Below are 16,512 nucleotides of genomic sequence, written 5' to 3'. Positions count from 1 at the left end.
TCTGAAAGGTTGACCGACGGCAGGCTGCTTCCTAGAATCGCCCGACATTTTCGTCTGGATGTACCCCCCGAACAATGTCGTCATCTATCAGCAAGCCTTCACATTCGGACGCATTGACTCGGTTGGCTCAGGCCATGGCTGTCACCGCGAGTGCGCTTCTGGCCGGTTGCCAGAGCACTGCCAGCGTCGACCCGGTCAGCAGCCATCGCACGCCTAATCTGGCCGCCGGCATCAAGCAAAAACCGATTTTCCTGTCTCACAAGCCCGTCACTCCCCTCGCCCCGCCACAAGATGTGTGGGAGCGCATGCGTCAGGGCTTTCAACTGCAACAAGGCAACGATCAAAACCCCCGTATCGACCAGCAGCGCCTGTGGTTCGCCAACAACCCTTCCTTTCTGGAAAACGCTGGCGAGCGTGGCAGCCTGTATATGCATTACATCGTCGAGCGCCTTGAAGAACGCAACATGCCGCTGGAGCTGGCTCTGCTGCCGGTCATCGAAAGCGCCTACAACCCGATGGCCGTTTCACGCAGCCAGGCTGTAGGTCTATGGCAGTTCATCCCCTCGACCGGGCGTTATTTCAATCTGCGTCAGACCAGCTTTTACGACGGACGTCGTGATATCCAGGCCTCGACTGTTGCCGCACTGGATTACCTGACCCGCCTCCATGACATGTTCAACGGCGACTGGTTGCTGGCCCTGGCGGCCTACAACGCGGGCGAAGGCACAGTGAGCCGTGCCATCGAGCGCAATGACAAGCTCAACCTGCCGACCGACTACTGGAACCTGCCACTTCCGCAGGAAACACGGGACTATGTGCCCAAGCTGCTGGCCTTGTCCCAGGTAGTACTGTCGCCGGAAGCCTATGGCGTCAACCTCAATCCGATCGCCAACCAGCCCTATTTCGAAGTTGTCGAACTCAACAAGCGCGTCGATCTGTCCAAAGTGGCCAGCGCTGCCGATATTGACGAAGATGAGCTTATCCAGCTCAACCCTGCCTACAAGAAGCGCCTGACCGTCGATGGGCCTCAGCATCTGCTGGTGCCAACGTCCAAGGCGCAACTGCTGACGGCCAGCCTTCTGACCATGAAACAGGAAGAGCTGGTCGCCTGGCAGCCTTACCGCGTACGCAAGGGCGATACTCTGGAAAGCCTGGCGAGTCGCTATCAGGTCACGGTCAGCTCGCTCAAGGGCAATAACAAGCTGTCCGGCAACCGCCTGAAGGTCGGTCAATCACTGAGCATACCGGTCAAGCCGGGCATGCAGAATTCACAGCCCGTGTTCGAAGCGTTGGCCAGCAACGACAAGCCGTCACGTACCCGAAGTTACAAGGTGCGCAGCGGTGACAACCTGACCACCATCGCGCAAGCCAACAAGGTGGATGTCGAAGACCTGCAACGCTGGAACAAGCTGACCGGCAAGAAGCTCAAGGTCGGCCAGACGCTGGTCATGCAGGACACCAGCAAATCCAGCAGTAAAACGGTCGCCAGCGCCAAAGACGGCGAAAAGAAATCCATGCAGTACAAGATCCAGAAAGGCGACTCGATGTACCTGGTCGCCAAGCGCTTTAACGTCGAGATGCAACATCTCAAGCGCTGGAATCCACGTAGCGGGCAGGCCCTCAAACCCGGTCAGACCCTGACCGTTTACCTGCCGCACTGATGACCGCGGCTACTTGCCCTTCGATAACCTTGGGGCGGGTGGCCGATGCAGCCCCGGCGGCGCAGTCACCTGCAGTCTTTTTCCAGCTGGAACAAGCTGTTACTGTTAGCGACCCGAAAGCCCAAGTCGCCTGGATCGTGATACGTCCCTTCCTGCTAACCATCAGCCTGGCCTTGAGCTTCTGCGCCAACGCAGCCATCACAGAAAGTCATGGCTATGCGCAGTTTGGTATTCTCAAGTACCCGGCCAGCTTTACTCATTTCGACTGGGTCAATCCCGAGGCGCCGAAAGGTGGCACCTTGAGAATGATGGCGTTTGGTACGTTCGACACGCTCAATCCTTACACATTCAAGGGCAGCAGCCCGGTCTCGACCGGAAACTTCCTGCAATACGGCGTCAATGAACTGAACGAGCCGTTGATGGTGGGCACAGGGCAGTACGACCCGTCCGGCGATGAACCGACCTCCAGTTACGGGCTGATCGCCCAGTCCGTTGAATACAGCGAGGACCGCAGCTGGGTGGTGTTCAACCTGCGCCCGCAGGCGCGCTTTCACGATGGCAAGCCCATCACCGCCTACGACGTCGCGTTTTCCTACCGAACGCTGCTCAAGGACGGTCATCCTCAATACCGCACCGCCTTGCAGGAAGTGCAGCGCGTCGACATCCTCAATCGTCATCGCATCCGGTTTGTCTTCAAGCGCTCTGGCAATCCGTTGCTGATTCTGCGTCTTGGGGAACTGCCAGTGCTGCCCCAGCATTACTGGAAGAACAGAGACTTCAAGGCGACTACCTTCGAACCGCCGCTGGGCAGTGGCCCCTACCGCATCACCCGCGTGCAGCCCGGACGTCAGCTGGTGTTCGAGCGGGTCAAGGATTACTGGGGCAAGGACCTGCCGGTCAACCGCGGCAAATACAATTTCGACCGGGTGGAAGTCGAGTTCTACCGCGACAGCGATGTGGCGTTCGAAGCATTCAAGGCGGGCGAATTCGATATCTACATCGAGCATCAGGCCAAGAACTGGGCCAATGGCTATAACTTCCCGGCAGTCGCAAACGGTCAGGTAATCAAGGCGCAGATTCCGCACCGCATCCCAACCCAGACCCAAGGCCTGTTCATGAACACCCGGCGCGCGGCCTTCGCCGATATCCGCGTACGCGAAGCACTGGGGCTGTTGTTCAATTTCGAATGGACCAACCGCACACTGTTCAGCGACGCTTATGAGCGTTCGACCAGCTATTACCCCAACAGCGAGTTTTCCGCGACGGGCCTGCCGAGCGGGGCTGAATGGTTATTGCTGGCGCCTTATCGCGATCAGTTGCCCGCCAGTCTGTTTACCCAGCCATTTGCCCCATCGAAAACCGATGGCGGCGGCATCCCGCGCGATACTCTGCGCAAGGCCTTGAAACTGCTTGCCGATGCTGGCTGGACGCTGTCGGACAAGGGCTTGCTCAACGCCGACAAGCAACCGCTGCGCTTCGAGATCCTGCTGGTCAACCCCAACCTCGAACGCATTCTGCAGCCCTACATTGAAGACCTGCGACGCCTGGGTATCGATGCAGGGCTGCGCACCGTCGATCGCGCCCAGTACAAACAACGCCTGGACCGTTTCGACTTCGACATGATTCTCATGACCCTGCAACAGACGCTGAGCCCTGGTCTTGAGCAGTGGCAATATTTTCATTCAAGCCAGGCCGCGATCAACGGCAGCAAGAACTACGCCGGCATTGCCAACCCCGCGGTCGACGCCCTGCTGAACAAACTGCTCGGCGCGCAAACCCGCGATGAACAGGTCGCGGCTGCGCGAGCGCTGGACCGCGTGCTGCTGGCTCAGCACCACAGCATTCCCAACTGGTATCTGAACAATCATCGGCTTGCCTATCGCAACCGATTCGCCATGGTCACCAGCCCGCCCTACACCCTAGGGCTGCGTGCGTGGTGGCTCAAGACTCTGGAGAAGCCCCGATGAACCCATTGCATTCCCTGCGCGCGCAAGCGGCCGGCCTGCTGTTGGCCAGCCTCGCCTGCACGGTACAGGCTGCGCCTCAGCATGGCGTGACGCTGTACGACGAGCCGCCCAAGTACCCGGCCGACTTCAAGCACTTCGACTACGTGAACCCGGATGCGCCCAAGGGTGGCACGTTCCGCCAGGCAGGCTTCGGCGGTTTCGACAGCCTCAACCCGTTCATCAACAAGGGCGTGCCGGCAGATGACATCGGCCTGATCTACGACACCCTGGCCCGTGCAAGCCTGGATGAACCGTTCAGTGAGTACGGGCTGGTTGCCGGTAAAATCGAGAAAGCCCCGGACAACAGCTGGGTACGCTTCTACCTGCGCCCGGAAGCGCGCTTTCATGACGGCCACCCGATGCGTGCAGAAGACGTGGAGTTCAGCTTCAAGACACTGATGGAGCACGGGTCGCCCATGTACAAGGGTTACTACGCCGACGTCGATCAGGTGGTCGTCGAAGACCCGCTGCGCGTGCTGTTCAAATTCAAGCACAAGGGCAATCGGGAGATGCCGCTGATTCTTGGCCAGTTACCCGTGCTGCCCAAACATTTCTGGGCAGATCGCGACTTCAGCAAGGGCAACCTGGACTTCCCGCTGGGCAGCGGGCCGTACAAGGTCGCCGATGTAAAAGCCGGGCGCTCGGTGCGCTATGAACGGGTCAAGGATTACTGGGCCAAGGACCTGCCGATCAATAAGGGCTTCTACAACTTCGATGTGCTGACCACCGACTACTATCGCGACAACACCGTCGCGCTGGAAGCGGGCAAAGCCGGGCAGTTCGATTATTGGGTGGAAACCAGCGCCAAGAACTGGGCAACTGCATATGACACGCCAGCAGTCCGGGATGGCAGGCTGATCAAGGAAGAGCTGCCCAATGGCAATCCGACGGGCATGCAGGGTTTTGTCTTCAACCTGCGCAAGCCGGTGTTTCAAGACGTCAGGGTCCGTGAGGCGCTGACTCTGCTGCTGGACTTCGAGTGGACCAACAAACAGCTGTTCAACGGCTCGTACAGCCGCACCAAAAGCTATTTCGACAACTCGGAAATGGCCGCCAGCGGCCTGCCGTCCGCCGAAGAACTGAAAATTCTTGAACCGTTGCGCGGCAAGATCCCGGATCGAGTGTTCACCGAACCCTTCACGCTGCCGGTAACCGATGGCAGTGGCATGATTCGTCCACAGCAACGCCGGGCCTTCCAGCTGTTGCAGGAAGCGGGCTGGAAGATCGTCGACGACAAGATGGTCGATGCACAGGGCAACCCGGTGAAGCTGGAGTTTCTGATCGCCCAGACCGAGTTCGAGCGCATTCTGTTGCCTTACAAACGTAACCTGAGTGATCTGGGCATCGAGCTGGTGATTCGCCGCGCCGACGTGTCGCAATACATCAACCGCCTGCGCTCGCGGGACTACGACATGATCGTCACTGGCTATCCGCAGTCCAGCTCACCCGGTAACGAGCAGCGCGTGTATTTCGACTCATCCAGCGCCGACAACCCGGGCAGCCGTAACTTCATGGGCCTCAAGGACCCAGCGGTAGACACGCTGGTCAACGGGCTGATCAACGCCGACTCCCGGGAAAGCCTGATCACCCATACCAAAGCGCTGGACCGCGTATTACTGTGGGGTTTTTACGTTGTACCCAACTGGCACATCAAAACCTGGCGGGTGGCTTACTGGAATCACATCGACCATCCCAAGGCCAAGGCGCTTTCCGATATCGGCCTGATGACATGGTGGGCGAAGCCGAATGTCAAACCCGCCACCGCGACCCCGTCAGCCACTGATCAGGCCAAGCCTGCGAACGCGGAGCAATAACATGCTGGCTTATATTCTGCGACGGCTACTGCTGATCATCCCTACCCTGCTCGGCATTCTGATCATCAACTTCGTCATCATTCAGGCCGCACCCGGTGGACCGGTCGAGCAGATGATCGCCAAGATCGAAGGCTTCGATGGCGCTACCAGCCGAATTGCGGGTGGCGGTGCCGAGGTATCGGTGGCGGGCTCCAACTACCGTGGCGCGCAGGGCCTGGACCCGGCACTGATCAAAGAAATCGAACGCATGTACGGTTTCGATAAATCGGCACCGGAACGCCTGTGGATCATGATCAAGAACTACGCCACGCTGGATTTCGGCGACAGCTTCTTTCGCGATGCCAAGGTGATCGACCTGATCGTCGAGAAGATGCCGGTCTCCATCTCTCTGGGGTTATGGAGCACGCTGATCATGTACCTGGTGTCGATTCCGCTGGGGATCGCCAAAGCCACTCGCCACGGCAGTCAGTTCGACGTGTGGACCAGCTCGGCGATCATCGTCGGCTACGCCATCCCGGCGTTTCTGTTCGCGATTCTGCTGATCGTGGTGTTTGCCGGTGGCAGCTACTTCAACTGGTTCCCGCTGCGCGGGCTGACTTCGAACAACTATGACGAACTGAGCACCCTGGGCAAGATCTTCGACTACTTCTGGCATCTGGTGCTGCCGGTCACCGCGCTGGTGATCGGCAACTTCGCCACCATGACCCTGCTGACCAAGAACAGCTTTCTCGATGAAATCAGCAAGCAATATGTCACCACCGCCAAAGCCAAGGGCCTGAGCAACCACAAGGTGCTCTACGGCCATGTGTTTCGCAACGCGATGCTGTTGGTGATTGCCGGCTTCCCGTCGGCGTTCATCGGCATTTTCTTTACCGGATCACTGCTGGTGGAAGTGATCTTCTCGCTGGACGGCCTGGGCCTGATGAGCTTTGAAGCCGCTATCAACCGCGACTACCCGGTGGTGTTCGGCACCCTGTTCATCTTCACCCTGCTGGGGTTGGTGGTGAAGCTGATCGGCGACATCACCTACACCCTGGTAGACCCGCGCATCGACTTCGAAAGCAGGAAGCATTGATATGAAGCTGTCTCCTCTCAATCGCCGTCGCCTCGAACGCTTCAAAGCCAACCGACGCGGCTGGTGGTCACTGTGGCTGTTCCTCATCCTGTTCGGCCTGAGCCTGGGCGCCGAACTGATCGCCAACGATAAACCGCTCGCCGTGCGCTACGACGGTCACTGGTACTTCCCGGTGCTGGAGCGTTACCCGGAAACCACCTTCGGCGGCGAATTCCCGCTGGAAGCCAATTACAAGAGCCCGTACATCAAGGAATTGCTCGCGGCGAAGGATGGCTGGACCCTGTGGGCGCCCATCCCGTTCAGTTACCAGAGCATCAACTACGACCTGAAAGTCCCCGCCCCTGCGCCACCGTCCCGGGAAAACCTGCTGGGCACCGACGATCAGGGCCGTGATGTATTGGCACGAGTGATCTACGGCTTCAGAATTTCCGTGCTGTTCGCCCTGACCCTGACCATCCTCAGCTCGATCATCGGCGTCATCGCCGGTGCCCTGCAGGGTTTCTATGGCGGCTGGGTCGACCTGCTGGGCCAGCGTTTTCTGGAAGTGTGGTCGGGCCTGCCCGTGCTGTATCTGTTGATCATTCTCGCCAGCTTCGTGCAACCCAACTTCTGGTGGCTGCTGGGCATCATGCTGCTGTTCTCCTGGATGAATCTGGTAGACGTGGTGCGTGCCGAGTTCCTGCGTGGCCGGAATCTGGAATATGTAAGAGCCGCGCGAGCGCTGGGCATGGAGAACGGCGCGATCATGTTCCGCCATATCCTGCCCAACGCCATGGTATCGACCATGACCTTCATGCCGTTCATCCTCACCGGGGCCATCGGCACCTTGACTGCACTGGACTTCCTGGGCTTCGGCCTGCCCGCCGGATCACCTTCGCTGGGCGAACTGGTAGCGCAGGGCAAATCCAACCTGCAGGCACCCTGGCTGGGCATCAGCGCGTTCGCTGTGCTGGCCATTATGCTGAGCCTGCTGGTGTTCATCGGCGAATCCGCCCGCGATGCTTTCGACCCAAGGAAATAAGATGAGCAATGACAATCTGATCGAAATCCGCGATCTGGCGGTCGAGTTCGTGACGGGCGACTCACGGCAACGGGTGGTCGAGAACATCAGTTTTGACATCCGTCGGGGTGAAACCCTCGCACTGGTCGGCGAAAGCGGCTCGGGCAAATCAGTTACAGCGCATTCGATCCTGCGCCTGCTGCCCTACCCCATTGCCAGTCATCCGAGCGGCACTGTCCGCTACGGCGGTGAAGACCTGCTGAAAGTGGAAGAGAAAAAGCTGCGCTCGATCCGTGGCAACCGTATCGCCATGATCTTCCAGGAACCGATGACCTCGCTGAACCCGCTGCACTCGGTCGAAAAACAAATCAACGAGGTACTGGGCCTGCACAAGGGCCTGACCGGCAAGGACGCCACCAAACGCACGCTGGAGCTTCTTGAGCTGGTAGGCATCCCAGAGCCACACAAACGGCTCAAAGCCTTGCCACACGAGCTGTCAGGCGGCCAACGCCAGCGTGTAATGATAGCGATGGCACTGGCCAACGAGCCGGAGCTGCTGATTGCCGACGAACCGACTACTGCACTGGACGTCACGGTACAGCTGAAAATTCTTGAATTGCTCAAGCAACTGCAGGCTCGTCTGGGCATGGCATTGCTGCTTATCAGCCACGATTTGAACGTGGTAAGGCAAATAGCCAACCGAGTATGTGTCATGCAGCGCGGTTGCATCGTCGAACAGGCATCGTGCGAAGAATTGTTCCGTTCGCCGCAACACCCTTACACCAAAGTGTTGCTCAGCGCAGAGCCCAGCGGCGGTCCTTCGACCAACCCGGCCGGCGCCCCGCTGCTTGAAGTCGAGGACCTGAAAGTCTGGTTCCCGATCAAAAAGGGCCTGCTCAAGCGCACGGTCGACCACGTCAAGGCGGTGGACGGCATACGCTTCAGCCTGCCGCAAGGGCAAACACTGGGCATCGTGGGTGAAAGCGGGTCGGGCAAATCGACGCTGGGGCTGGCGATTCTTCGGCTGATCGGCAGCCAGGGCACCATACGTTTCAAGGGCAACGCGCTAGAATCTCTGTCGCAACAGCAGATCCGTCCGCTGCGCAGGCAGATGCAGGTGGTGTTCCAGGACCCGTTTGGTAGTTTGAGCCCGCGTATGTCAGTGGGTGAAATCGTTGGCGAAGGCTTGCGAATCCATGGCATGGGCACGGCCGCCGAGCAACAGACGGCGATCATCGAAGCACTCAGGGAGGTTGGCCTGGATCCGGATACCCGGCACCGCTACCCTCACGAGTTCTCCGGTGGCCAACGGCAGAGGATCGCCATTGCACGTGCGCTGGTATTGAAACCGGCGCTTATCTTGCTGGACGAGCCGACGTCAGCCCTCGACCGGACCGTACAGCGTCAGGTCGTCGAGCTGCTTCGCTCGCTGCAAGCCAAGTACAATCTGACGTATTTGTTCATCAGCCATGACCTGGCTGTCGTCAAAGCGCTAAGCCACCAGCTGATGGTGGTCAAGCAAGGCCAAGTGGTCGAACAGGGTGCAGCGCAGGACATCTTCGCCGCACCGCAACATCCTTATACACAGCAGCTGCTGGAAGCCGCCTTTTTGGCGCCGGTAGCTGTCGATTAACCTGAAGAGGAACAACACATGGGTTTTCTCGCCGGTAAGCGCGTCCTGATCGTCGGTGTCGCCAGTAAACTGTCCATCGCATCCGGCATTGCTGCCGCCATGCATCGTGAAGGTGCAGAGCTTGCTTTCACCTACCAGAACGACAAGCTCAAGGGCCGTGTCGAAGAGTTCGCCGCAGGCTGGGGCTCAGGTCCTGAGCTGTGCTTCCCTTGCGATGTAGCCAGCGACGAAGAGATCACCAAGGTCTTTGAAGAGCTGAGCAAGAAGTGGGACGGCCTGGACGTGATCGTTCACTCGGTCGGCTTTGCTCCGGGTGACCAGCTCGACGGCGACTTCACCGACGCTACCACTCGCGAAGGTTTCCGCATCGCTCATGACATCAGCGCCTACAGCTTCGTGGCCCTGGCCAAGGCTGGTCGCGAAATGATGAAGGGCCGCAATGGCAGCCTGCTGACCCTGTCTTACCTGGGCGCAGAGCGCACCATGCCCAACTACAACGTCATGGGCATGGCCAAGGCCAGCCTGGAAGCCGGCGTTCGTTACCTGGCCGGCAGCCTCGGCCCGGAAGGTACTCGCGTCAATGCTGTATCGGCCGGCCCGATCCGCACACTGGCGGCTTCGGGTATCAAGAACTTCCGCAAAATGCTGGCTGCCAACGAGGCGCAGACTCCTTTGCGCCGCAACGTGACCATCGACGAAGTCGGCAATGCCGGTGCGTTCCTGTGCTCTGACCTGGCGTCGGGCATCAGTGGTGAGATCATGTACGTCGACGGCGGTTTCAACACCACCGCGATGGGCAGCATGGAAGAGTAAGACGGCAAGCGCCGCTCCTCGCGAGCGGCATTTTTCCGGCAGGCAACTTTCCTGCACTCAAAAAGAAGGCCGCTCAGTGAGCGGCCTTCTTTTTTGTGCGGGTTTCGAGCTTAGAACTTCTCGATCTTCGCCTTGCTTTCCAGCTGTGCACGGTACGCAGCGAAATCCTGCTGACCCGCACGCGACGCGAGGAAGCGACGGTATTGCGCCTTTTCCGCGTCAGTCGGCGCAGCAGCCTGATTCACGCCATTGAGGCGCACAATCACGAAGCTGCCATCGGCTGCAGTAATGCTGGCGAATTCCGGCTTGCCCTTGCCATCAGGCTTGGGCATGCGGAACAGCGTCTGCAGTACTTGAGGATCAACGCCTTCCTGACTGCGAGTGACTGCTTCCATCGATTTCCAGTCACGTCCATCCTGCTTCGCAGCCAGCGGGATCTTGCCATCACGCAGCCCGGCCAGCAGAGCCTCGCCCTTGGCCTTGGCAGCGGCCGTGGCGTGCTCCTTGACCAGTTGAGTGCGAATCGAGCTGGCAACGCTCTCAAGCGGCAACTGCTGAGGTTGCAGATGCTCTTTGGAGCGCACCACCACGACGGTCTCCGGATCCAGCTCCAGCGTGTTGCTGTTGGAGCCTTCTTCCAGCACTTCCGGGCTGAAGGCAGCCTGGATAACCGCACGGTTGGCTGTAATACCCTCACCGCCTTCACGACCGAATGGCGCAGTGGTCTGAACCTTCAGGCCCAGGTCCTGTGCCGGTTGAGACAGATCGGACGATTCAAACGCAGAATCTTCCAGCTGCTTGGTCACTTCGACAAATTTCTGCTCGACCAGCTGCGATTTCAAATCCGTGGTCAGTTTGTCTTTCAGACTGGCGAAGGTCGGCACCGATGGAGCCTCGACGCCCAGCAACTTGATCAGGTGCCAGCCGAAGTCGGTACGCACAGGCTGCGATACCTGATCCTTGTTCAAGGCATACAATGTGTCTTCGAACGCAGGGTCATAGACACCCTTGCCTGCGTAACCAAGATCACCGCCCTTGCTGGACGAACCAGGGTCCTGCGAATATTCCTTGGCCAGCGCCGCAAAATCTTCACCCTTGGCCAGACGCTGTTGAATTTCTTCAATCTTCGCCTTGGCCTGCTCGTCGTTCAGTTTGTCGTTCACCTCGATCAGGATGTGCGCAGCACGACGCTGTTCGGACAGATTGGCGATTTCCTTCTGATAAGCCGCCTGCAAGTCCTCATCCTTGACCTGCACCTTGTCGAAGAAAGACGACTTCTTCAATTCGATGTAATCAAGCACAACCTGCTCAGGGCTCATGAACTCCTTGGCATGCTGGTCGTAGTGAGCCTTGACTTCGTCGTCCGTCACTTTGACCGCCGTGGTATCGGCGGGCAGGGTCAGCGACGCGAAATCACGGGTCTGCTTTTCCAGACGGGCAAAAGCGTCAACCTGTGCATCGGTTACGAAAGCACTGCCGGCAACCCCCGCACGCACCTGACCGATGAGCATTTCCTGGCCAAGCATCTGGCGGAACTGCAGACGGCTGTAACCCAGCTGGCGAATGACCTGATCGAAACGGTCAGCACTGAACTTGCCATCGACCTGAAACTCAGGCGTCTGCAAAAGCTGCTGATCCAGTGCCGCGTCGGAAAACGAGAATTTCGCATCCGTTGCACCTTGCAGCAGCAGCTTGCGGTCGATCAGGCCTTTGAGGGCTGATTCACGCAACAGCTTTTCATCCAGCATCGCAGGATCGAAATCCTTGCCCAACTGCTGCGCGAGCTGCTGAGCCAACTGACGCCGCTGCATGTCGACGGCCTGGCTCAACTCATTCTGAGAGATGTCCTCGCCGTTCACTTCAGCCGCGTTCTGCTTATTGCTGGTAGCGGTAAACAACGCCTCGATGCCGGTGAAGGCCATCAAAGCGATGATGATTCCGATAATTGTCTTGGCAATCCAGCCTTGTGAATTGTCCCTGATGTTCTGCAGCATTGCGTCCCCCAAAACGGTTGAACTGACTAACCAACCGCGGAGCGTGGGTAGAAAGCGGATAGAAGAAAGGCGCATCCGAGGATGCGCCTTCTCGTAACTGACGGAGCGATAGGGCTCGAACCCCTCGGTGTTGCAACCGAATGCACCACCGCTCCGCTACTGGATCAGGACAGACCCGACCCAGCGGGCAAAGGCATCGAGACGCTTAGTTGACAGCTTCTTTGAGGGCTTTACCAGCTTTGAAACCTGGTTTTTTAGCAGCAGCGATTTCCAGCGTCTTACCAGTCTGAGGGTTGCGACCGATGCGAGCAGGACGATCAGTCACGGAGAACGTACCAAAGCCAACCAAAACAACCGAGTCGCCAGCCTTCAGAGCGCCAGTGACGGATTCGATCACTGCGTCCAGCGCACGGCCAGCAGCAGCTTTCGGGATATCAGCAGATGCAGCGATAGCATCAATCAGTTCCGACTTGTTCACTCTAAGTCCCCTTATCTCTATATTGAGTATGTTTCTAAGTTTTAGGTGTTAAGCAAAACGAGCGCTGGAAGGCTTGCTGGTGCTTGCTTTAAAGAGCCGCTTTATAACAAGGGCTCTAAAAAGCTGTCAAGGAAGCCTACCCAGTCTTAATGCGTGCTAATTCTGTCCTTAGAGTCAGACTCGCGTTTTTCTTCCTTTGCGACCAGATCTGTAGCCACGTCCGGCAACGGCTCCGGCGCGTATTGCAGCGCAATTTGCAGGACTTCGTCAATCCATTTAACGGGCTTGATTTGCAGATCCTGCTTGATATTGTCAGGAATCTCCTTCAAATCACGCACGTTTTCTTCCGGAATGATCACCGTCTTGATTCCGCCGCGATGCGCAGCCAGAAGTTTTTCCTTCAGACCACCAATCGCCAGCACCTGCCCGCGCAAGGTAATCTCGCCCGTCATTGCCACATCGGCACGTACCGGGATCTGTGTAAGCGCTGATACCAGAGCAGTACACATGCCTACGCCAGCGCTTGGTCCATCCTTGGGCGTCGCGCCTTCCGGCATGTGGATATGCGTGTCGTGTTTCTCGTGGAAATCGGCTGGAATGCCCAGACTACGGGCACGACTGCGCACCACGGTCTGCGCGGCTGTAATGGATTCGACCATGACATCACCCAGCGAACCGGTCTTGATCAACTGGCCCTTGCCCGATACAACCGCAGCCTCGATGGTCAGCAATTCACCGCCCACCTGAGTCCACGCCAGGCCTGTGACCTGACCGATCTGATCCTGCTGCTCGGCCAGTCCGTAGCGGAATTTGCGCACACCCAGGAAGTGTTCGAGCATCTCGGCAGTAACCTGCACGGAGAAGCGTTTTTCCATGGCGTGTTCTTTGACCGCCTTGCGGCAAACCTTGGCAATCTGGCGCTCTAGACCGCGTACGCCCGCTTCACGGGTGTAGTAGCGAATGATGTCGCGGATTGCTTCCTCGTCGAACTGGATCTCGCCTTTCTTCAAGCCATTGGCCTGAATCTGCTTGGGCGAGAGGTATTTGACGGCGATGTTGATCTTTTCGTCTTCGGTGTAACCCGGCAGGCGAATGACTTCCATCCGGTCCAGCAAGGCTGGCGGTATATTCATCGAGTTCGACGTGCACAGGAACATTACGTCGGAAAGATCGTAGTCGACTTCGAGGTAGTGATCATTGAAGTTATGGTTCTGCTCGGGGTCCAGAACCTCAAGCAATGCCGACGCCGGATCGCCGCGCATGTCACTGCCCATCTTGTCGATTTCATCAAGCAGGAACAGCGGGTTGCGGACGCCCACCTTTGTCATCTTTTGTATCAATCTTCCTGGCATCGAACCGATATACGTCCGGCGATGACCACGAATTTCAGCCTCGTCACGCACCCCGCCCAGCGCCATTCGCACAAACTTGCGATTGGTTGCATTGGCGATAGATTCTGCAAGGGAAGTTTTACCCACACCTGGAGGCCCTACCAGACACAGCACAGGGCCACGAATCTTCTTCACGCGCTTTTGCACGGCGAGGTATTCGAGAATGCGTTCCTTGACCTCATCCAGACCATAATGGTCTGCATCCAGGATCGCTTCGGCGCGCGCAAGGTCCAGACGCACCTTGCTCTGAGCCTTCCACGGCACCTGAACCAGCCAGTCGATGTAGGAGCGCACCACAGTCGCCTCGGCCGACATCGGCGACATCTGCTTGAGCTTGTTCAGCTCGGCAGTCGCCTTTGTCAGAGCGTCCTTGGGCAGCCCGGCAGCGTCGATGCGCTTTTTCAGCTCTTCAATTTCGTTATGGCCTTCGTCGCCATCGCCCAGTTCTTTCTGAATGGCCTTCATCTGCTCATTCAGGTAGTACTCGCGCTGGCTGCGCTCCATTTGTTTTTTCACACGACCGCGAATGCGCTTTTCAACCTGCAGCAGGTCGATTTCGGCATCCAGCAAGGCCAGCACGTGCTCGACACGGGCCGACAGGTCGATAATCTCGAGAATTTCCTGCTTCTGCTCGATCTTGAGCGCCATGTGCGCTGCCATGGTGTCAACCAGGCGACCGGGCTCATCGATGCTGTTGAGCGACGAGAGGACTTCTGCGGGGACTTTCTTGCCAAGCTGCACATACTGCTCGAACTGAGCCAGCAGGCTGCGCACAAATACTTCGGACTCGCGATCCGGCGCATCGACTTCGTCGATCAACGCGACGTCGGCGCGGTAATGGCCATCGACTTCGATGAAACGCTCTACCGAACCACGCTGCTCACCTTCGACCAGCACCTTGACGGTGCCATCAGGCAGCTTGAGCAACTGCAATACGGTGGCAATAGTGCCGACGTTGTACAACGCCTTTTCATCAGGATCGTCGTCAGCCGGGTTTCTTTGCGCCAGCAGCAGAATCTGCTTGTCGCCCGTCATTGCCACTTCAAGGGCTTCGATAGACTTCTCGCGCCCCACGAACAGCGGGATAACCATGTGCGGATAAACCACGACATCACGCAATGGCAAGAGAGGCAATTCAATAGTGGTCTTCATGATTTCGCCTCTACGGCGGCCAATTGGCCGGGACAGATGGAATTAGCTTGAAGCCAAGATGGGGGTAGCGTCCAAAAAAAACAAGCTCTAGAGCCACGACCCGCCAAGATCAATTTCTTCATACAAAACGAATGAACGGCTGAAAAATGCAAAAGGGGGCCAAAAAGGCCCCCTTCCGTATTACTTCACACGCCCATACACCTGCGTGTGTTACGCGTCAGGGGCAACCTTGGCAGGCGGCTCACTGTTTTCGTAGATCAGCAGCGGCTTGGACGTACCATCGATAACGCTCTCATCGATCACCACCTTGCTCACGTCACTTTGCGACGGAATTTCGTACATGGTGTCGAGCAGCACGCCTTCGAGGATGGAACGCAAGCCACGGGCACCGGTCTTGCGCTCCAGCGCGCGACGGGCAACCGACTTCAACGCGTCGGTGCGGAACTCGAGGTCCACGCCTTCCATCTCGAACAGCTTGGCATACTGCTTGGTCAGCGCATTCTTCGGCTCGGTGAGGATCTGTATCAAAGCAGCCTCATCCAGCTCGTCCAGCGTTGCAAGCACTGGCAGACGGCCCACGAACTCGGGGATCAGACCGAACTTGACCAGATCGTCAGGCTCGACTTCACGCAGGGACTCGCCAACCTTCTTGCCCTCCTCCTTACTGCGAACCTCGGCGTTGAAGCCGATGCCGCCACGGGTGGAACGGTTCTGAATGACCTTTTCCAGGCCCGAGAAGGCACCACCGCAGATAAAGAGGATGTTGCGTGTGTCCACTTGCAGGAATTCCTGCTGCGGATGCTTGCGACCACCTTGCGGAGGAACGGAAGCCAGGGTGCCCTCGATCAGCTTCAGCAAAGCTTGCTGCACGCCTTCGCCGGAAACGTCACGAGTGATCGAAGGGTTGTCGGATTTGCGCGAAATCTTGTCGATTTCATCGATGTAGACAATGCCCATCTGGGCCTTCTCGACATCGTAATCACATTTCTGCAACAGCTTCTGGATAATGTTTTCAACGTCCTCACCCACATAACCGGCTTCGGTCAGGGTGGTGGCGTCAGCGATGGTGAACGGCACATTGAGCAGACGGGCCAGTGTTTCGGCCAGCAGCGTCTTGCCGGAGCCCGTAGGGCCGATCAGCAGGATGTTGCTCTTGCCCAGTTCGACGTCGTCATTCTTCTTGTCGCGCTGGTTCAGACGCTTGTAGTGGTTGTACACCGCTACTGCGAGGACCTTTTTGGCACGTTCCTGACCGATGACATACTGGTCAAGGATGCCGCTGATTTCTTTAGGCGAAGGCAATTTATGCGCGCTGCTTTCGGCCTGTGCTTCCTGCACCTCCTCGCGGATGATGTCGTTGCACAGGTCGACGCACTCGTCGCAGATAAAGACCGAGGGGCCGGCAATCAATTTGCGCACTTCATGCTGGCTTTTGCCACAGAAGGAGCAATAGAGCAATTTGCCGTTGTCCTCGCCGTTGCGGGTGTCAGTCATT

The 16,512-nt window shown here is 57.9% G+C and carries 11 protein-coding genes; 7 read left to right on the top strand and 4 right to left on the bottom strand.

The window, feature by feature from the left end; all coding sequences use genetic code 11:
• Positions 1–74: 74 nt before the first annotated feature.
• The 7 genes from LJU29_RS09285 (at position 75) to fabI (ending at position 10,002) form a co-directional block, all read left to right on the top strand.
• Positions 75–1,661 (top strand): lytic transglycosylase domain-containing protein, encoded by a 1,587-nt coding sequence (locus LJU29_RS09285; RefSeq protein ID WP_002552745.1) that lies wholly within the window; start codon positions 75–77, stop codon positions 1,659–1,661.
• A gap of 137 nt (positions 1,662–1,798) precedes the next feature.
• Positions 1,799–3,628 carry an extracellular solute-binding protein gene (locus LJU29_RS09280; protein ID WP_257112704.1) on the top strand — a complete coding sequence of 610 codons (1,830 nt, stop codon included), beginning with the start codon at positions 1,799–1,801 and terminating at the stop codon, positions 3,626–3,628.
• A complete protein-coding gene (locus LJU29_RS09275) occupies positions 3,625–5,481 on the top strand; it encodes an extracellular solute-binding protein (protein ID WP_002552743.1) in 1,857 nt (618 codons plus the stop codon). The genes LJU29_RS09280 and LJU29_RS09275 overlap by 4 nt, the downstream gene beginning before the upstream one ends.
• Before the next feature lies 1 nt (position 5,482).
• Entirely contained in the window at positions 5,483–6,556 is a 1,074-nt protein-coding gene (locus tag LJU29_RS09270) for a microcin C ABC transporter permease YejB (protein ID WP_005733152.1), read from the top strand.
• A 1-nt stretch (position 6,557) separates the two neighbouring features.
• Positions 6,558–7,577, top strand: a complete 1,020-nt coding sequence (locus LJU29_RS09265) for an ABC transporter permease (RefSeq protein WP_257112126.1) — start codon at positions 6,558–6,560, stop codon at positions 7,575–7,577.
• Between the two features lies 1 nt (position 7,578).
• Positions 7,579–9,189: an ABC transporter ATP-binding protein gene (locus LJU29_RS09260; protein WP_005743883.1), complete on the top strand. Its 1,611-nt coding sequence runs from the start codon at positions 7,579–7,581 to the stop codon at positions 9,187–9,189.
• Between the two features lie 18 nt (positions 9,190–9,207).
• Positions 9,208–10,002 carry an enoyl-ACP reductase FabI gene (gene fabI / locus LJU29_RS09255; RefSeq protein ID WP_004660733.1) on the top strand — a complete coding sequence of 265 codons (795 nt, stop codon included), beginning with the start codon at positions 9,208–9,210 and terminating at the stop codon, positions 10,000–10,002.
• Between the two features lie 110 nt (positions 10,003–10,112).
• On the opposite strand, the gene LJU29_RS09250 is transcribed toward fabI, so the two are convergent.
• The 4 genes from LJU29_RS09250 to clpX all read right to left on the bottom strand — a co-directional run bounded on the left by LJU29_RS09250 (position 10,113) and on the right by clpX (position 16,511).
• The gene (locus LJU29_RS09250; RefSeq protein ID WP_004667782.1) at positions 10,113–11,996 is read right to left on the bottom strand and encodes a SurA N-terminal domain-containing protein; all 1,884 of its coding nucleotides are present in this window, start codon (positions 11,994–11,996) and stop codon (positions 10,113–10,115) included.
• 205 nt (positions 11,997–12,201) lie between these two features.
• The gene (locus LJU29_RS09245) at positions 12,202–12,474 is read right to left on the bottom strand and encodes an HU family DNA-binding protein (protein WP_002552737.1); all 273 of its coding nucleotides are present in this window, start codon (positions 12,472–12,474) and stop codon (positions 12,202–12,204) included.
• A 146-nt stretch (positions 12,475–12,620) separates the two neighbouring features.
• Positions 12,621–15,017 (bottom strand): endopeptidase La, encoded by a 2,397-nt coding sequence (gene lon, locus LJU29_RS09240; RefSeq protein WP_257112118.1) that lies wholly within the window; start codon positions 15,015–15,017, stop codon positions 12,621–12,623.
• Positions 15,018–15,227: 210 nt separating this feature from the next.
• Entirely contained in the window at positions 15,228–16,511 is a 1,284-nt protein-coding gene (clpX, locus tag LJU29_RS09235) for an ATP-dependent Clp protease ATP-binding subunit ClpX (protein WP_257112117.1), read from the bottom strand.
• Position 16,512: the final 1 nt, after the last annotated feature.

It is taken from the genome of Pseudomonas ficuserectae, from assembly GCF_024584585.1.
GTDB classification, from domain to species: Bacteria; Pseudomonadota; Gammaproteobacteria; order Pseudomonadales; family Pseudomonadaceae; genus Aquipseudomonas; species Aquipseudomonas amygdali.
The sequence above is the reverse complement of the archived record's forward strand: the minus strand, read 5'-3'. Positions and strand labels throughout refer to the sequence as shown.